The sequence below is a fragment of the Mesorhizobium loti genome (assembly GCF_013170705.1).
GTDB classification, from domain to species: Bacteria; Pseudomonadota; Alphaproteobacteria; order Rhizobiales; family Rhizobiaceae; genus Mesorhizobium; species Mesorhizobium loti_D.
Genome location: NZ_CP033334.1, coordinates 5036027 through 5053831 on the forward strand (window position 1 = coordinate 5036027; position 17805 = coordinate 5053831).

Genomic DNA, 17805 nt, shown 5'->3' on the forward strand with positions numbered 1-17805 from the left:
GCGCCGCAACGGCGCCGTTCCATAAAAATATAGGGTGAAGTGCCATGTCAGGCACTGACGTTGCCCTTCTTTTCCTTCTGTTCGGAATAGATATAGAGCGGCCGGGCGCTGCCGGTCACCACTTCCTCCGAAATCACCACTTCGCGCACGCCTTCCAGCGCGGGCAGTTCGAACATGGTATCGAGCAGGATCGCTTCCATGATCGAGCGCAGGCCGCGCGCGCCGGTCTTGCGCTCGATGGCGCGCTTGGCGATCGCCGACAGGGCGTTCTCGTGGAAGGTCAGGTCGACATTCTCCATCTCGAACAGCCGCTGATACTGCTTGACCAGAGCGTTCTTCGGCTCGGTCAGGATCTGGATCAGCGCAGGCTCGTCGAGGTCCTCCAGCGTCGCCAGAACCGGCAGGCGGCCGACGAACTCCGGAATGAGCCCGAACTTCAACAGATCCTCGGGCTCGACCAGGCGGAAGACATCGCCGGTGCGGCGATCCTCGGGCGAGGCAACGATGGCGCCGAAGCCGATCGAGGTCTTGCGGCCGCGATCCGAGATGATCTTGTCCAGCCCGGCGAAGGCACCGCCGCAGATGAACAGGATGTTGGCGGTGTCGACCTGCAGGAATTCCTGCTGCGGATGCTTCCTGCCGCCCTGCGGCGGCACGGAGGCGACCGTGCCTTCCATGATCTTCAACAGTGCCTGCTGCACGCCCTCGCCCGACACGTCGCGGGTGATCGAGGGATTGTCGGACTTGCGCGAAATCTTGTCGATCTCGTCGATGTAGACGATACCGCGCTGGGCGCGCTCGACATTGTAGTCGGCCGACTGCAGCAGCTTCAGGATGATGTTCTCGACATCCTCGCCGACATAACCGGCTTCGGTCAGCGTCGTGGCATCCGCCATGGTGAAAGGCACGTCGATGATGCGGGCCAGCGTCTGCGCAAGCAGCGTCTTGCCGCAACCGGTCGGACCGATCAGCAGGATGTTGGACTTGGCCAGCTCGACGTCGTTGTTCTTGCCGGCATGGGCGAGGCGCTTGTAGTGGTTGTGGACCGCCACCGACAGCACGCGCTTGGCGTAGGGCTGGCCGATGACATAGTCGTCGAGAACCTTGAGGATCTCCTGCGGTGTCGGCACGCCCTCGCGCGACTTCACCATCGAGGTCTTGTTCTCTTCACGGATGATGTCCATGCAGAGCTCGACGCATTCGTCGCAGATGAAGACCGTCGGACCGGCGATCAGCTTGCGCACCTCATGCTGGCTTTTGCCGCAAAACGAGCAATAAAGCGTGTTCTTCGAGTCACCGCTGTTGTTGCCGACCTTGCTCATTTTCCTGTCCTTTCATGGCCGCCCGCCGATGGTCTGGCTGAAAGGGCGCACACTCTATTTATCGCGGGAATCCGCCGCCGCCAGTATCCCGGCTCCCGCAACGTATTCCGTACGAAACACAAATCAGAAAACGTGGCAATGATTCGCAGCAACCCCACACAAAGCTAAGCCGTCGAAAATCAACATAGCCTTAACGTAGGCAATCCCAACCGTCGAGGGAACAGCCAATTGTGGCCGAAATGCCGCAAGAGGCACCAAAAGCGCGTGATGGTGCCATCCAACTGCCACCAAGCCCTTATGCCACAGCGCCTTCGGCCGGTTCGCGCGACGAAATGACCTTGTCGATGAGGCCGAAGTCCTTGGCTTCGTCGGCGGTCATGAAATGGTCGCGGTCGAGCGTGCGTTCAATCTCTTCGTAGCTCTTGCCGGTGTGCTTGACGTAGACCTCGTTGAGACGGCGCTTCAGCTTGACGATATCCATGGCATGGCGCTCGATGTCGGAGGCCTGCCCCTGGAAGCCGCCGGACGGCTGGTGAACCATGATGCGGGCATTCGGCGTGGCGAAGCGCATGTCCTTGTGGCCGGCGGTCAGCAATAGCGAGCCCATCGAGGCCGCCTGGCCGATGCAGAGCGTCGAAACGGCCGGCTTGATGAACTGCATGGTGTCGTAGATCGCCATGCCCGAGGTGACGACGCCACCCGGCGAATTGATGTAGAGGTTGATTTCCTTCTTCGGATTCTCGGCTTCAAGGAACAGAAGCTGCGCGCAGACCAGCGTCGCCATGCCGTCCTCGACCGGACCGGTGATGAAAATGATGCGCTCCTTGAGGAGGCGCGAGAAGATGTCGTAGGCCCGCTCGCCGCGATTGGTCTGTTCGACCACCATCGGAACGAGGTTCATGTAGGTTTCGACGGGGTTCTTCATCTGATGTCTCTTATCTCGCGGTGGGATTCCGGCGCCGGGAATGCCGGCAGATCGGGCAGAATCGGTTCTGGATCGTTGTTCCGTAGATAGGATGCCGGCTCATCCTTGTGCAAGGCCGACCCGTCCTAGCCATCTGGGTAAGTCGAATCAAGCTTTACGGCCCAGGATTCGTCACGGTGACGGCCCCAAACGCACCATGGCCGCACAACCAAGCCGCCGGCGCGTAGCAATTTCTTAACCGCGTCACTTAACGAAGTGCGGCGAAACCGCTTTTCTCCCGGACCGCCTACCCTACAATTCAACGTTGAACTTTTGGCTGCGGTTCAAACAGGGGGAGTGTCATGTTCAGGAGAAGCGTATCCTTCGCCGTTGCCGGGCTGGCCATGCTCGGCACCACTTGGCAGACGGCGGCAGGCGGCCGCGCCGTGGAATGCTACGAACCGGTCCGCACGCCTGATGTCTACGACACTGTCTATGAAGACGTGATGGTCAGCCCACCCGGCCAGCAGGTCGACTACACCCCACCCATCTACGGCACGCGTGAACGTGTGGTGATGACCGTTCCGGCACAGGTGACCTACGAGGTCGTGCCGGCCGTCACCCGCACCGTCTATCACACGGTGAAGGTCAATGGCGGCGGCTATTCCTGGGAATGGCGTGTCATCCATGGCCGCAAGGTGCTGTGCAAGGTCTGGCACAAGGCGCGCTACGAACGCGTCGCCGAGACGGTGGTCATCCAGCCCGAACGCACGCGGCGCATCGTCATTCCGGCGCAATACGACCAGATCGCCGAGGAAGTGCTGGTGCGGCCGGAGCAAAGGCGCGTCATCGACGTTCCCGCGTCTTACCAGACCGTGGCGCGGCGCGTGCTGGTCCGCGAAGGATCGTCGGGCTGGCGGCGCGTGCATATTCCAAGGCATTGCCAGGATTAGCGGGGATAGCATAGCCTGCGCCACAGCGGATCTCCGTTGGGCTAAGGACATGCGCGACCTGGAAATTTCCAATCAAGAACTATCGGATCTCGCGGAAGAAGCCGTGGATCTGGCCAAAAGCTATTGGGCGTCCCTCGAGGAACGTCAGGCGTATCCCTCGACCAGCGGCAAGAATACGACTGAACTCTTCTTGCGGCCTTGGGCGGAGAATGCGCGTGGCCGGGACGTCCTCCAGGATTTCAAGTCGATTGCTGAGCATGCGCGGCCTGCAACCGGCAGGTTCTTTGGTTACGTCCTCGGCTCAGGCGAACCAATCGGCGCCCTGGGCGAATTGCTGGCCGCGGTGCTCAATCAGAATGTGACGTCGTGGCGGTCGGCACCGGCGGCGACGTCGATCGAACGCACCGTTGTCGGATGGTTGGCGGAAGCCGTCGGCTGCGCGGGATTTACCGGCAGCCTGTGCGGTGGCGGCTCGATGGCCAACCTCATGGCGTTGGCGATGGCGCGAGAAGCGAAGCTGCCAGCCAACGAAACAGGCGCACGACCCTGCGTAATCTACGCTTCAGAACAAGTGCACATGTCTATCCCAAAGGCCGTCGCGCTGTTGGGCATAGGCAGAAAAAATCTTCGCCTGATCCCTGTCGACGATAAGTTCAGGATGCGCCCGGACGCCCTCCGGGCGGCAATAGCAGCCGACGGCGAGGCCGGCAACACGCCAATCGCCATCGTGGCCACGGTCGGTACCATCGTCTCCGGCGCGATCGATCCTCTCCCCGAAATTGCCGACATCGCCCGAAGAGAGGCCCTGTGGATGCACGTCGATGGTGCCTATGGGGGACTGGCGGCCCTGGCGGTTCCGGAAAAATTCCAGGGATTGTCTTTGGCGGATTCATTGTCGCTCGACGCACACAAATGGCTCTATCAACCACTCGATTGCGGCTGCCTGCTCAATCGCCATCCAGACATTGCGCGCACGACGTTCTCGCACAGCGACGATTACGTCAGGATACTGAGCGAAGACCCCACGGAAGCATTTGCCTTCTTTGAGGAGTCGATCGAGCTCTCGCGACGCTTCCGCGCGCTGAAGCTCTGGATGTCGCTGCAGTATCACGGACGCAGTGCCTATCGCGAGGCTATTGCGCGCGATCTCCACCATGCGCAAATGCTGGCTCGGACAATCGCAACGAGGCCTGAACTGGAACAGCTTGCGCCGGTATCGCTGAGCGCGGTCTGTTTTCGCCACCGCTCGAAGGACAATGAAGCGATCCTGCGCCGCGTGATTGCGCGCGGCCGGGTATACCTGTCAAATGCCTCGATCAACGGCCAGTTCGCGTTGCGGGCGTGTTTCGTCAATCACCGAACGACGCCAGATGACGTACAGGAGATTGTTTCCGAAGTCATAGCCGCCACTGACGAGCTCAATCACTGAGCCGTCGCATGTCTCGGCCTGGCTTGCACTCAAGCCACCTCCGCCCGCAGCCATTGCTTCAGCCCCGCGACATCGCCATTGCCGACCGCAGCCGCAACGCGCCGACCGACCGCCGCCCCGAACTTGTAGCCGTGACCTGAGCAGGCCGAGACGACAAGGCACCTGCCCTTCTCATGGGCGAGAAATCTCTCGTCCTCGGTGAAAGTGTAGGCGCAGGTGACGACCTCGGTCACCTCATACTCCTCGATGCGGGCGATCGGCGGCGAAAACAGGTTGCGGATCGCCTCGCCCTCGCCCGGCACCGGATCGCGGTTCCAGTCCGCATCGCTGGTCGGCACCCGGTGCAGACCTGAGCCGAATTTCATGCCGGCGCCGCCGGAGGGCGGGATCACGTAGCCATCGACAGCGCCACCGACGTCGAGGACGACGGGTGCCGCCTTCCAGGCCGCCTTGAGGTCTGCAGGCGGTTCGACATAAGCGAGCGCGGTTCGATACGTCTTCAGTGCGCCGCCCAGTTCGGGAAACAATCTCAGCACCCAGGCGCCGGCGGCGACGACGATGCGATCGGCCTGCATGGTTTCGCCGCTTTCGAGCACGATGCGGCCGGCCTCGGAATCGACCTCCGTCACCTTGCTGTGTTCATAGACATTGGCGCCGTTGGCGCGGAGCCAGGCGGCAAGGCCGGAAGCGATCTTGCGGCAGTGGAGCGCGCCGCCTTCCGGTGAATAGTATGCATAGCGGAATGTGCCCGGCTCAAGGAAAGGCCAACGCCTGACCGCAGCGTCTGGCTCGAACAGCTCGAAGGGAAAATTCCCTTCCTCGAGGCCCTCGCGGTATTCCTCGGCCTCGTCACCGGCCTCGCGGGAAATGCACACGAAACCGCGCGCATCAAGATGACTTTCGCCGAGATCGGCCCACATCTCGTCCCAGGCGTCATAGGCCTCTGTGATCAGCCGGCCGTAACCGGTTCCGGCCCGATAGGCGCGACGGATGATGCGGTGATGATCGCCCGACGCGGCCAGCGGATTGGGGATCGGTCCCTGCTCGACGATCGACACGCCGTGGCCCGCCTTGACCAGCGACCACGCCGTGGAGAGACCGGCAATACCCGCACCGACGACAATCACATTCATCCGCTCCGACCTCCGCAGCCGCCTCGGCTGGCTCAATTCATGGGTTGTCGCGCGCCAACATACGGTCTGGAATGAGGCTGGCAAGCCGCGCTATGGGTCTGGCATGACCAAATTGACGCTCCCCTACACCGCCTTTGATCCAGCCACACGCCTGCTGAGGCTCGACCCGCACGAGCCGGCTTTCTTCCTGAATCCGTACGAGGCCTATGCCTTCCTGCACGGCGCATCGAATGCGTTCTACTGGGAAGAGTTCGGCTTCTGGTGCTTCGGCGGCTTCGACGATGTCAACCGGCTGCTGCGCGATCGCCGTTTCGGCCGCCAGAACCCGGCCGGCATTCCCGACAGCCGCGGCGTCGGCCAGGACCGAAGCCATCTCACGGCATTCGACGGCATCGAAGCCAATTCGATGCTGGAGCTGGAACCGCCGGTGCACACGCGGCTGAGGACGCTGGTCAACCGGGCCTTTGTCTCGCGCCAGGTCGAACGGCTGCGACCGCGGGTCGAGGCACTCGCCAACGAGCTGATCGACCGTTTTGATCCGGCTGGTCCAGTCGACCTTTTGCCCGCCTTCGCTTCGCCCCTGCCGATCACCATCATCGCCGAAATGCTTGGCGTGCCGGTCGAGATGGGACCGCAACTGCTCGACTGGTCCCATCAGATGGTCGCCATGTACATCCATGGCCGCAGCCGCGAGACCGAGGAGACAGCCAATCGCGCGGCGGGTGAATTCGCCGATTTCCTGCGCGGCTGCGTCACCGAACGACGCAAGAACCCTGGTGACGATCTGCTGTCGCTGCTTATCTCGGCGCAGGAAGACGGCCAGAGGCTGTCGGAGGACGAGATGGTGTCCTCGGCGATCCTGCTGCTCAATGCCGGCCACGAGGCGACCGTGCACCAGACCGGCAATGCGGTGCGCTCGATCCTGGCGCAAGGCGGTGACCCCGGCCGCTTCTTCACCTCACCCGAAGCGACCGCCGCCACCGTCGAGGAATGCCTGCGCTTCGACGCGCCGCTGCACATGTTCACGCGCTACGCCTATCAGGAGATCGAGATCGCGCCTGGCATCGTCGTGCAGCCGGGCCAGACGATCGGGCTTTTGCTCGGCATGGCCAATCATGATCCGCGCGCCTTCGCCGAACCGCGGGCCTTCCGGCCGGATCGTGCGGACCAGAAGAACGTATCCTTCGGCGCCGGCATTCATTTCTGCATCGGCGCGCCGCTGGCCCGGCTCGAACTGCAGGTGTCGCTGAAGACTTTGTTCGACCGGCATCCGCGACTGCATCTTGCCGAACAGCCCCGCTTTCGCGACACTTACCACTTCCACGGGCTGGAAACGCTCGCCGTCGGCTTCTGACGATCGCGGGCCTGGGGCTGCGTCATCAGACTGTTGGAGACCGGCGACGGCGTTCGCATTGGCGTCTCTATGCGCCTGCACTGAGCTGCAAGCACCCAGCAACAGCCGGATTCCGATCTCGAAGCGCAGAACGCCGATCTGCCGACGGCGCACGACAAGGCGTCGGAAGCCTGCCTCAGCCAGTTTCCGGCGAAGTGATCACAGCTTGATCACATACTCCTTGCGGGTCGTTTCAAGCACTTCCCAGCTGCCCTTGAAGCCCGGCCTCAGCACGAAACTGTCGCCGGACTTGACGGTGCGTGCTTGCCCTCCGTCTTCCGCGATCACCGAAACGCCGGACAGAATGTGGCAGAACTCCCATTCGTCATAGACGATGCGCCATTTGCCAGGGGTCGATTCCCAGATGCCGGCATAGAGGCCGTCGTCGCGCTCCTCGGCATTCCAGGTGCGGAATTTCGGATCGCCCGAGATCAGCCGATCCAGCGCCGGCGCGCCGGATTCTGGTTCGACGCCGTCAATTGATATTGTCAGGTAATGCGCGGACAGAATTTGCCTCCATTAAAAGAGCCGGCTTCGCGCCGGCTCGCCCCCACCCCGGCGCTACGCGCCGACCCTCCCCGCAAGGGAGGGTAAGGATCAAACCTTGGCGAGCGCCTGTTCGAGGTCGGCGACAATGTCGGTGACGTCCTCGATGCCGATGGAAAGCCGCACGGTGTCCGGGCCGGCGCCGGCCTTGACCTTCTGCTCGTCGGAAAGCTGGCGGTGCGTGGTCGACGCCGGATGGATGACGAGCGACTTGGTATCGCCGACGTTGGCCAGATGCGAAAACAGCTCGAGCGCCTCGACGAATTTGACGCCGGCCTCATAACCGCCCTTGAGGCCGAAGGTGAACACGGCGCCCGCGCCAAGGGGCGAGTATTTCTTCTGCAGCGCATTGTTCTTGTCGCTGGGCAGGCCGGGATAGTTCACCCAGGCGACCTTGGGGTGGTTGGACAGCCAGCCCGCGACCGTGACGGCATTGTCGCAGTGGCGCTGCATGCGCAGCGGCAGGGTTTCGAGGCCGGTCAGGATGAGAAAGGCGTTGAAAGGCGAGATCGCCGGGCCGAGGTCGCGCAGGCCGAGCACGCGCGCGGCTATGGCGAAAGCGAAATTGCCGAAGGTCTCATGCAGGACGAGGCCGCCATATTCGGGGCGCGGTTCCGACAGCATCGGGTACTTGCCCGACTTCGACCAGTCGAAGGTGCCGCCGTCGACAATGACGCCGCCGATGGAATTGCCATGGCCACCGATGAACTTGGTCAGCGAGTGGACGACGATGTCGGCGCCATGCTCGATCGGCCGGATCAAATAGGGCGAGGCCAGCGTGTTGTCGACGATCAGCGGCAGGCCGTGCTTACGGGCGATGTCGCCGATCTTTTCGATATCGACGAAGGTGCCGCCCGGATTGGCAAGGCTCTCGATGAAGATCGCCTTGGTCTTGTTGTCGATCTGGCTTTCAAAGGTCGAGAGGTCGTTGGTGTCGGCCCAGCGCACTTCCCAGCCATAATTCTTGAAGGCGTGGCCAAACTGGTTGATCGAACCGCCATAGAGCTTGTTGGCGGCGACGAAATTGTCGCCCGGCTGCATCAAATTGTGGAACACGATCACCTGCGCGGCGTGACCGGACGCGACCGCAAGGGCAGCCGTACCGCCCTCGAGTGCGGCGACGCGCTCTTCGAGCACTGCCTGCGTCGGGTTCATGATGCGGGTATAGATGTTACCGAACGCCTTCAGGCCGAACAGCGAGGCGGCGTGGTCGGCGTCATCGAAGACGAAGGAGGTCGTCTGGTATATCGGCGTGGCGCGCGCGCCGGTGGCCGGATCGGGCTTGGCGCCGGCATGGACGGCGAGCGTGTTGAAACCGGGCGTACGGGTCACTTAAACCTCCCTTTGAACTTCTCGAATTGGCCGCGCATTCTTGGCGAAGGCCGCGCGTGAATGCAAAGAAGAAAATACCTTTCGGCAAACGATTTGTGATGAACGCGCCAGAAAATACCTTTCTTCCCGGAATAATTTTGCGTCTATTTCTGGCGCACGCCAAAGCTCTGGAAGCCCTGGCGCATCAGCGGCTTCTTTGATGATAGCACCCCGGAATTGACACCGGTCCAGCCGATCTCGCCGGACAGCTTGCCGTACTCGATCTTCGGGCAACGGTTCATCACCACCTTGACGCCGGCGGCTTCGGCGCGGGCGGCCGCCTCGTCATGGCGCACGCCAAGCTGCATCCAGACGACCTTCGGCAAGGGATCGAGGCGCAAGGCCTCGTCGACGATGCCGGGCACAGCCGCCGGGGCGCGAAAGATATCGACCATGTCGATCGGCCCGGGAACATCGGCGAGGCTGGCATAGGTCATGCGGCCGAGGATTTCCTTGCCAGCCTGGCCAGGATTGATCGGGAACACCAAAAAGCCCTTGGCCAGCAAGTACTTCAGGACGAAGTAGCTTGGCCTCACGTCGTTGGCGGACGCGCCGACCATGGCGATGGTCTTCACCGAATTGAGGATGCCGGCAATGTAGGTGTTGTCGTAGCTATCGTGGTTCATACGGCTTCCTGCGGTAGTGATATCGATAGAGTTCGCGATTGAACCCCAGCGAGGCATAGAGCGCGCGGCCCGGCACGTTGTCGGCCACAACCTGGAGGCATGCCGCCGAGGCACCTGCCTGTCGCGCCCAGTCGATCAGGCCGCCAACGGTCTTGCGCCCCAGGCCTTGCTGCCTGAAGCGGCGATCCGTTTCAACCGATTCCACCACAAGCAGCCCATCGCGAATGACGCCATAGGCCAGGGCGGCAATTACGCTGTCGTGTTCGCAGGATACGAATGCCCGCTCACCGATGATCAGCCCAGTCATATCGCGAAAGACGCGGCTGTCGGTGTCGTCATAGGCGCCCATGCGGAACCGCGCAGCGAACCAGTCCTCGCTTGGCATTGGCGAAACCGAGACGTGTTCGTCGCGAACCTCCGCCAAATCGTCGATCCCCGCATGGAGATGGATTGTTCCGCCCTCCAACTGGTAGCCGCGACCGTCGAGCGCGGCCACGAGTTCGTCGGCGATATCAGGCACGCGGAAGAGAGGCGTCTGGCCATGACCGATATAAAAGGCCTCGGCAGCGTCGAGCACTGTTTCAGGCGCTCCCCGCCTGCCCCGCAAAGGATTGGCTGAGTTCGCGCGCCGGGTCCTGCCACCCGAGCGCCTCAGAACCCAGCCATGGAAGACCGTCTCGGAGGCCGCCGGCCAGGCTGCGCGGCATGCCTCTTCCATCCGCCAATTGAGATCGTCGTCAGCCATGCGCGCCCCCGTCACGCGTCGGCTTCCCGCAGCGCTTCCTCCATAAACATGTCGGGGTCGCTGCAGAAGTCGCGCATCATGCGAAAGTGATCGGTGTCGGTGAAATCTGTCGGGTCGAGCCCGAACCGGCTGATGCGGAACAATTGCGCTCCGGGACAAGCCATCAACAGCGGCGAGTGTGTCGCCATGATCACCTGCGCGGTGCCGGACTGGTCCATGCGCCGCAGCATCTTGAGCAGTTCGATCTGGCGCGATGGCGAAAGCGCGCTCTCCGGTTCGTCGAGGATGTAGATGCCTTGCCTGCGGCAGCGCTCCTCGAAAAAGCGGATGAACCCCTCGCCGTGCGACCAGGAGAGGAAATCCGGCGGCGGCGGCTTGAACGGGTCTTCCAGTGCCGCCTGGTCGAGGTAACGTGCCACGGAATAGAAGGATTCGGCGCGAAAGAACCAGCCGGCGGTAACCTTTGGCAGCCAGTGGCCACGGAATGTGTTGGCCAATGCGGCGCCGCTCTTGTCGATGGCGCTGGAGTGGTCGACCGGGCGATAGCCCTTGCCGCCGCCGGCCTCGTCGTAGCCGGCCAAAGCGCCGATCGCCTCGAGAAGCGTGGATTTGCCGGTGCCGTTCTCGCCGACGATGATGGTGATGGGGGTGGTGAATTCGAGTTGGAATTCGTGGCCGCGAAAGAGCGGCAGGTTCCAGGGATATTTTTCCCAGTCGGACACCCGCTCCGGATCGAGCAGGATACGCTTGAGATAGGGCGCCTTGAGCCGTGTCAGCTGTTTGCGGTAGGCCATCAATCAGGCAGCGAAATCGTGCCGTCTTCGGCGATCGGAAAGGCCGGATTGTGCGCCACTTCCCAGACATGCCCGTCGGCATCGGCGAAATAACCGTACCAGCCGCCCCAGAAGGCGCGGCCGGCCGGCTTGACGATACGGCCGCCGGCTTTCTCAGCCATCGCCAGCACCTCGTCGACTTCAGCGTCGGAGCGGGTGTTGTAGGCGAGATAGACAGCGGAGGGCGCCCTGGCGAAGGTGATGCCCGAATCCGCCTCGGCGCTGGCACGCGGAAACAGGCCGAGAATGGCGCCGCCCATCTGGAAGAAGGCGACGCCGTCGGTGATGCCGGCATGCCGCCTCAGGCCCATCGCCTCGTAGAACCGCACGGCGCGATCGAGATCGTCCGTGGCGATGGTGACGATGGAGATGCGCGGTTCCACGGTTACTCGTCCGTCCATTCCGGCTTGCGCTTGCCGATGAAGGCGCCGATGCCCTCCTCCGCGTCGCGCGCCAGCATGTTCTCGACCATGACGCGGCCGGTATAGGCATAGGCATCCGCCAGCCCCATCTCGGCCTGCGCGTAAAAGGCCTCCTTGCCGATCTTCACCACCAAAGATGATTTGGAAGCAATGGTTTGCGCGTATTTGGTGACGATCTGATTCAGGTATTCGCGCGGCACGACGCGGTTTACCAGGCCGAATTCCTTGGCGGTGGCCGCGTCGATCGTCTCGCCGGTCAGGAGCATCTCCATCGCCTGTTTGCGCGAGACGTTGCGCGACAGCGCCACCATCGGCGTGGAACAGAACAGCCCGATGTTGACGCCCGGCGTGCAGAACGTCGCCTCATGGGAGGCGATCGCCAGGTCGCAGCTGGCGACAAGCTGCAGGCCGGCGGCGGTCGCCAGGCCATCGACTTCGGCGATGACAGGCAAGGGATGGCGCACAATCGCCTGCATCAGCGTCGCACAGGCGGCGAACGTCTCTTCGAAAAAGGCCTTGCCGCGATCGGCGTCGGCGCGGCGCGCCGTCATTTCCTTGAGATCATGGCCGGCGCAGAATACTTTTCCGGCTGCCGACAGCACGATGACGCGAACGGCCTTGTCGTGCTTGGCGCGGTCGAGTTCGGCGGTCAGTGCCGCCATTACCCCAAGCGACAGGGCGTTGGCAGGAGGATTGGAGAGCGTCAGGCGCAGCACACCCTTGTCCAGCCTGGTCGTGACCGGCCCTTCGACAGCGACAGGCTTGATGGCAAGGATTTCGGCCATGGCTGAGATCTCCGCGATTCCGAACGGGCTGGCAGAGTATCTAATATCGGATCGGGTTTCATCCAACACCCATCGCTTGCGCCAGAAGACTGAAGATGTTGCCAGGAATGCCCAGCTGCGCCCATACAGGCCTGCGCAGAACGAGAGACCGACATGCCCGCCCAGACCAATCTCAAACCGGTGCTGACCGCAGCGCAGATCAATACGCTGATGGAGACCGTCTTCCCGCAACTCAACGAGAATTCCGCCGCCTATGAGGCGATCGACGTGTTCCCCGGCGGCTGCATCGTGCGACTCAATGCTGGCGAGCGGCATCTGCGTCCCGGCGGCACGGTGTCCGGCCCGGCCCTGTTCACGCTGGCCGATATTGGCGGTTATGTCTGCGTGCTCAGCCATGCCGGGCCGGATGCGCTCTCGGTCACCACCAACCTCAACATCAACTTCGTGCGCAAGGCCGAGGCCGGACCGATCGACGGCCATTGCCGCATCCTGAAGCTGGGAAAGAGCTTGATGGTGTTCGACATCGACATCGTCGCCGGCCCGGAAGGACACACGATCGCGCACGCCACGGGCACCTATTCGATCCCGCCGAAGCGCATTGGCGATGTGGTAAAATAATACCTTTTTCCTAGACCATTGTTTTTGTTATCATTTCTCCATTTGAGAGCCTTTTGATCGGCTTGACGCGCAATTCCCCCTCGCCTATAAGCCCTCCCGAAGCAGCGGCCCGCAAAGGCCGCCGTTTTGTTATTGGCGGCGGGCAGGCGCTCATCGTCAATCCAAGCAACAAGAAACGCCTTCCCCGTGAAGGTCAGAACCGAGAGCAGAAAACATGACAACCTTTTCGCAGAAGCCTGCGGATGTGGTGAAGAAGTGGATCCTGATCGACGCCGAGGGTCTCGTCGTTGGTCGTCTGGCCACTGTCATCGCCAATCATCTTCGCGGCAAGCACAAGCCGACCTTCACCCCGCATGTCGACGACGGCGACAATGTCATCGTCATCAATGCCGACAAGGTGGTGTTCACCGGCAAGAAGTTCACCGACAAGGTCTATTACTGGCACACCGGCCACCCCGGCGGCATCAAGGAGCGCACCGCGCGCCAGCTGCTCGAGGGCCGTTTCCCCGAGCGTGTCGTCGAAAAGGCCGTTGAGCGCATGGTGCCGCGTGGTCCGCTTGGCCGTCGCCAGATGAAGAACCTGCGCGTCTATGCAGGCGCAGAGCATCCGCATGTTGCCCAGCAGCCAGAAGTCCTCGACGTGGCCAAGCTGAATTCCAAGAACAAGAAGGTCGCATAAGATGGCTGAGCTTTCCTCGCTCGCAGAACTGGGCGCCGCCACCGGCAACACCAACACGCAGGCCGCGGCCCCGGTCCACGTCCAGAAGCTCGACAAGTCGGGCCGCGCCTATGCCACCGGCAAGCGCAAGAACGCCATTGCGCGCGTCTGGGTGAAGCCGGGCTCCGGCAAGATCGTCGTCAACGACAAGGAATTCGCGACCTATTTCGCGCGTCCGGTCCTGCAGATGATCCTCAACCAGCCGATCATCGCCTCCAACCGCGCGGGCCAGTACGACATCGTCGCCACCGTCGTCGGCGGCGGTCTCTCCGGCCAGGCCGGTGCGGTTCGTCACGGCATCTCCAAGGCGCTGACCTACTACGAGCCGGCGCTGCGCGCCGTGCTCAAGAAGGGCGGCTTCCTGACCCGCGACAGCCGCGTCGTCGAGCGCAAGAAGTACGGCAAGGCGAAAGCCCGCCGCAGCTTCCAGTTCTCGAAGCGCTAAGCGCTCCGCGGTTTTGGACAATCGAAAAGGCCGCCTCCGGGCGGCCTTTTTGCATTGCGAATCCCCTATCCGGCGGAATGGCCGCGTCGCGCATGAACAGGAATGCGCAGACCGCCGAGAACGCCACGGGCGCGGCATTCGATGCAAGCCGTGTTGTACATCCGGCAAATGTCAGGCCAGGCAAATTTCCTGCGGTCCGTCGCGCGCGGCGCGGCACCATGCTACGAGACAGGGACCGGCCTTTTCGATCCAAAGTATATCTGGATAGGTAGTTCTTAGGGGGAGATCTCGGATGTCGTCACCCGAACCGATCAAATTCACCGACGGCGCGGCTTACGAGCGCTTCATGGCTCCCTGGAGCCGATCCGCCGGGGCTTTGTTCATCGACTGGCTGGCGCCGGACCCCGGACGGGCCTGGGTTGATGTCGGTGCCGGCAACGGCGCGTTCACTGAGCTCATTCTAGCGAAGTCCGCCCCTTCGTCCGTTTGCGCGATCGATCCCTCCGACGCGCAGATTGCGACTGCTCGGCAGAAAATCTCGGCAAAGCAGGTCGAGCTGTCGATTGGCGATGCGATGGCCCTTCCCTACGACGCCAACCGCTTCGACGTCGCGGTGATGGCGCTGGTGCTGTTCTTCGTCCCCGACCCGCGCAAGGGCGCCTCGGAAATGCTCCGCGTCACCAAGCCCGGCGGCATCGTCGCGTCCTACACCTGGGACGTCATGCGCGGCGGCACCCCTACACAGCATTTGTGGGAGGAGATGGACGCGATGGGCAAACCGGCCGCACGTCCGCCGAGCGCGGAGGTCTCGCGTTTCGCGGCGCTGAAGGCGCTTTGGGCGGAGCTCGGCATCCGCGATGTCGAGACGCGCGAGCTTGTCGTCGAACGCACCTTCGCCGACTTCGACGATTATTGGCTATCCATGGTCGTGAGCAGCCCGAGCGGAATCGTCGGGAAGCTGTCGGATGCGGAGAGCGCGGAGCTTAAACGCCGACTAAAGGACAGACTGCCGGCAAGCGCCACGGGAGCGATCACGGTTCACGCATGGTCGACGGCGATCAAGGGGCGAAAGGCCGCTTAATGCATGCGACGCCTTACGTCGCCGCTTTCTTCTTCGCCTTCGGCTTGGCCGGCTTCGGTGCAAGTCCGTCCGGATCGTCGCCGTTGAACAGCAACGCGATGCGCTCGTAGCTCTGGCTCAATTGATGCTGGCGGTCGCGGCAGGCTCGATGCGTTCGCCCGTCCCGGCGTAGGGCACGCGAAAACCGTTCGCCGCCAGCCAGTCGATTGCCGCCTTCGGCTCGTCGGTCTGGATGATGGTGGCGCCACGATCGGCCCAGAAACCCCAGGCTTCGCGCGGCAGGCTGGCCTTGACCGCCAGTTCGTCGCCACGGCCGCCGGCCAGGAAGCCGCCCGGCTTGTTGACGATGGCGTAGGTGTCGGCCCAGATGTGCCAGTTACCCCGCACCGCGGCGGCCCGCATGCGCGTGCTGAACAGGGGGCCACCGGTCTCGGTCAGCGTCTCGGCACCCGCCCGCCAGTTGATCAGCTCGATCGCATGCGGCGAGAAAGCGTGGTCGACCGTCTCGGCGAAGCCGGCATCGTGTACCGCGTCATCGGCGATGATCGGCATGAACTGGACACCGCCGCCGATGGCGGTCATCGCGGCCTTGACCGTGGCGATCCTGTTCTGGTTCCAGAGGTTCTCCTTGACGATGACCTGATCGGCCATGCCGAGATCGCGCGCCACCGCGATCATGCCCGGGAGGTCGCCGACGTCGAGCTTGTTGTCGAGGTTGATGAGGATCCGGTCCCTGGTCGCCAGCAGCATCTCGCGCAGCGTCGAGACCCTCTCGTTGGTGACAGAGCCGGTGCCCTCGACCACCAGCCGACATGCCCTGAGTTCGTCCAGCGTATAGTTCACCACCTCGCCCTTGCAGGTCGTGGTGCGATCGAGCCAACTGTCATGCATGACGACGAACGCGCCGCCCTTCGAGCGCCTGATGTCGACCTCGACAATCTCCGCGCCCATGGCGATCGAGCCTTCGACGGCGGCAAGCGAGTTTTCCGCGTACAGCGTCTTGCCGGCCTGCATGCCGCCGGCCCGGTGCGCTGCCACCATGACATGGTCGCGCCACTGGTTGGCATGCTCGAAGCGGTCGAGAATCTGCCTGGCGCGGCTTTCGCCCGCCGAGGCCTGGCCGCAGGCAGCCGCAAGTACCGTGGAAAGCAGAAGGCTCAGCCAGATTGTCCGCATCGAGAATCGCTCCTTGCAGGATCGAAACCCGGATAGGCGGTCCCCGTGACAGGGAGGTGAACGAAGCCGGCTAGCGGATAGTGAGTCAGATGCGCCTGGATAGCCGGCGGAACCATGCCATGGCCGGCATCTCGACCAGGCGCCACGTAATCCAGGAGGCGGCGATGGTGGCGACGAGCATGATGACGATTGCCCCGATCCCGGCCCAGCCGGCGCCGAAGCCGGTCGCGGGCTGTCCGCGCAGCACGAAGTCGCCGATCAGGCCAAGGCCGAGCTTGCGCTCAACGATCCCGGCAAAATTGATCAGACGCGCCTGGACGAAGATGTGGACCATGTAGATCGAATAGGACAGCGCGCCGAGCGTGAGCATGAACGGCGTCCTCAGCAAGGCGGAGATCCATCCGCCTTCATGGGCGAAGAGAAACAGCGCCAGTACGAACACCACAGGCGCGGCGATGCCGAAATCATTGCTGCCCGCCAGCGAGACGAAAAGGACGATGACCGCCACCATGACGATTTCGGCAAGCGTCCAGTCCATGCGCGGGCCGCTCCTGGCAAGAAGCTGTCGCGCCCCTGCAATGGAATCATGCTGAAACCAGGCCAGCAGGGCGCCGAGCGAGAAGCCGTAGAGACAGCGGATGAAGCCGAAATCGTAGGACACGTCCATATGATGCGTGGAGAAGCCGAGCAGGAACAGCGGCGCGGTGACGGCGGCGGCGACAAACCATATCCAGGCACGCGCGCCGGCGACGAAGACCACGCCCGCGAACAAGAGATAGGCGAAGAACTCGGCCGAAATGCTCCAGCTTGGCGCATTCCAGGTCAATTGATCCTCAAAGCCCATTCCCTGCAGCAGAAGCAGATTGGCAAGCAGACTTCCAGGGTCGAAACCGCTGGTGAAAGGAGCTGCGCCGGTGCCATGCAGTTGCGGCAGCATCAGCCGCAGCAACTCGAATCCCGCAAAGGCCGCAAGCATCAGCAGATGCAGCGGGTATATGCGGCCGAAACGCACCAGCGCGAAGCGGGCGACCTCTTCCGGCCGGCTCAGCCGATTGGCGTAGCTGCTGGCGATGACGAAACCGGAAAGAACGAAGAAGAAGTCGACGAAAAGGTAGGACGAACCCACAAAGGCGCTTTGCGAGATAGACGAGGCGGTCGGGAAGTGAAACAGCGCCACCAGAAGCGCGCAGATGCCGCGCCACGAATCGAGAACCTGGAAGCGCTCTCCCGCTACCGTACCGGCATGGGTCGACACCACGGCATGGGACGGATTAAGAAACGCGGTCTGCGTCATGATGATACAAA

The 17805-nt window shown here is 62.7% G+C and carries 19 protein-coding genes; 7 read left to right on the forward strand and 12 right to left on the reverse strand.

Annotated elements, in window-relative coordinates; all coding sequences use genetic code 11:
- Nucleotides 1-47: 47 nt before the first annotated feature.
- Entirely contained in the window at nucleotides 48-1322 is a 1275-nt protein-coding gene (gene clpX / locus EB815_RS24835; RefSeq protein ID WP_023759839.1) for an ATP-dependent Clp protease ATP-binding subunit ClpX, read from the reverse strand.
- Nucleotides 1323-1617: 295 nt separating this feature from the next.
- Nucleotides 1618-2247, reverse strand: a complete 630-nt coding sequence (gene clpP, locus EB815_RS24840; protein ID WP_056562366.1) for an ATP-dependent Clp endopeptidase proteolytic subunit ClpP — start codon at nucleotides 2245-2247, stop codon at nucleotides 1618-1620.
- 341 nt (nucleotides 2248-2588) lie between these two features.
- Here clpP and EB815_RS24845 point away from each other — a divergent pair, with 341 nt between their 5' ends.
- Together EB815_RS24845 and EB815_RS24850 are read left to right on the forward strand one after the other, a co-directional pair.
- Nucleotides 2589-3179, forward strand: coding sequence for a hypothetical protein (locus EB815_RS24845; protein ID WP_056562368.1), 591 nt, complete (start codon nucleotides 2589-2591; stop codon nucleotides 3177-3179).
- A gap of 49 nt (nucleotides 3180-3228) precedes the next feature.
- A complete protein-coding gene (locus EB815_RS24850) occupies nucleotides 3229-4608 on the forward strand; it encodes a pyridoxal phosphate-dependent decarboxylase family protein (RefSeq protein ID WP_056562371.1) in 1380 nt (459 codons plus the stop codon).
- Nucleotides 4609-4637: 29 nt separating this feature from the next.
- On the opposite strand, the gene EB815_RS24855 is transcribed toward EB815_RS24850, so the two are convergent.
- A complete protein-coding gene (locus tag EB815_RS24855) occupies nucleotides 4638-5741 on the reverse strand; it encodes an NAD(P)/FAD-dependent oxidoreductase (protein WP_056562374.1) in 1104 nt (367 codons plus the stop codon).
- Between the two features lie 103 nt (nucleotides 5742-5844).
- Between EB815_RS24855 and EB815_RS24860 the strand changes: the two genes are divergently transcribed.
- A complete protein-coding gene (locus EB815_RS24860; RefSeq protein WP_056562376.1) occupies nucleotides 5845-7095 on the forward strand; it encodes a cytochrome P450 in 1251 nt (416 codons plus the stop codon).
- 198 nt (nucleotides 7096-7293) lie between these two features.
- Here EB815_RS24860 and EB815_RS24865 read toward each other — a convergent pair whose 3' ends face one another.
- The 7 genes from EB815_RS24865 to EB815_RS24895 form a co-directional block, all read right to left on the reverse strand.
- A complete protein-coding gene (locus tag EB815_RS24865; RefSeq protein WP_413814112.1) occupies nucleotides 7294-7641 on the reverse strand; it encodes a cupin domain-containing protein in 348 nt (115 codons plus the stop codon).
- 90 nt (nucleotides 7642-7731) lie between these two features.
- Nucleotides 7732-9012: an O-acetylhomoserine aminocarboxypropyltransferase gene (locus EB815_RS24870; protein ID WP_056562381.1), complete on the reverse strand. Its 1281-nt coding sequence runs from the start codon at nucleotides 9010-9012 to the stop codon at nucleotides 7732-7734.
- A gap of 143 nt (nucleotides 9013-9155) precedes the next feature.
- Nucleotides 9156-9677 (reverse strand): CoA-binding protein, encoded by a 522-nt coding sequence (locus EB815_RS24875; RefSeq protein ID WP_056562384.1) that lies wholly within the window; start codon nucleotides 9675-9677, stop codon nucleotides 9156-9158.
- On the reverse strand, nucleotides 9664-10422 hold the full coding sequence (locus tag EB815_RS24880) for a GNAT family N-acetyltransferase (protein ID WP_056562388.1): 759 nt from the start codon (nucleotides 10420-10422) through the stop codon (nucleotides 9664-9666). The genes EB815_RS24875 and EB815_RS24880 overlap by 14 nt, the downstream gene beginning before the upstream one ends.
- Nucleotides 10423-10433: 11 nt before the next feature.
- Nucleotides 10434-11216, reverse strand: coding sequence for an AAA family ATPase (locus EB815_RS24885; protein WP_056562391.1), 783 nt, complete (start codon nucleotides 11214-11216; stop codon nucleotides 10434-10436).
- Entirely contained in the window at nucleotides 11216-11638 is a 423-nt protein-coding gene (locus EB815_RS24890; protein ID WP_056562394.1) for a VOC family protein, read from the reverse strand. Before EB815_RS24890 ends, EB815_RS24885 begins: the two co-directional genes overlap by 1 nt.
- A 2-nt stretch (nucleotides 11639-11640) precedes the next feature.
- Nucleotides 11641-12462: an enoyl-CoA hydratase gene (locus EB815_RS24895; protein WP_056562397.1), complete on the reverse strand. Its 822-nt coding sequence runs from the start codon at nucleotides 12460-12462 to the stop codon at nucleotides 11641-11643.
- A 153-nt stretch (nucleotides 12463-12615) separates the two neighbouring features.
- Between EB815_RS24895 and EB815_RS24900 the strand changes: the two genes are divergently transcribed.
- From EB815_RS24900 to EB815_RS24915, 4 genes are all read left to right on the forward strand, one after another.
- Nucleotides 12616-13080: a PaaI family thioesterase gene (locus EB815_RS24900; RefSeq protein ID WP_056562399.1), complete on the forward strand. Its 465-nt coding sequence runs from the start codon at nucleotides 12616-12618 to the stop codon at nucleotides 13078-13080.
- A gap of 214 nt (nucleotides 13081-13294) precedes the next feature.
- Nucleotides 13295-13759 carry a 50S ribosomal protein L13 gene (gene rplM, locus EB815_RS24905; RefSeq protein ID WP_010915638.1) on the forward strand — a complete coding sequence of 155 codons (465 nt, stop codon included), beginning with the start codon at nucleotides 13295-13297 and terminating at the stop codon, nucleotides 13757-13759.
- Nucleotide 13760: 1 nt separating this feature from the next.
- Nucleotides 13761-14243 carry a 30S ribosomal protein S9 gene (rpsI, locus tag EB815_RS24910; protein WP_013895952.1) on the forward strand — a complete coding sequence of 161 codons (483 nt, stop codon included), beginning with the start codon at nucleotides 13761-13763 and terminating at the stop codon, nucleotides 14241-14243.
- 292 nt (nucleotides 14244-14535) lie between these two features.
- Nucleotides 14536-15324 carry a class I SAM-dependent methyltransferase gene (locus EB815_RS24915; protein WP_056562401.1) on the forward strand — a complete coding sequence of 263 codons (789 nt, stop codon included), beginning with the start codon at nucleotides 14536-14538 and terminating at the stop codon, nucleotides 15322-15324.
- A gap of 117 nt (nucleotides 15325-15441) precedes the next feature.
- Here the strand turns inward: EB815_RS24915 and EB815_RS24920 are convergent, their stop codons facing one another.
- Nucleotides 15442-16500 carry a glycerophosphodiester phosphodiesterase family protein gene (locus EB815_RS24920; RefSeq protein ID WP_056562404.1) on the reverse strand — a complete coding sequence of 353 codons (1059 nt, stop codon included), beginning with the start codon at nucleotides 16498-16500 and terminating at the stop codon, nucleotides 15442-15444.
- 85 nt (nucleotides 16501-16585) lie between these two features.
- Nucleotides 16586-17794 (reverse strand): acyltransferase family protein, encoded by a 1209-nt coding sequence (locus tag EB815_RS24925; protein ID WP_056562407.1) that lies wholly within the window; start codon nucleotides 17792-17794, stop codon nucleotides 16586-16588.
- Between the last annotated feature and the right edge of the window lie 11 nt (nucleotides 17795-17805).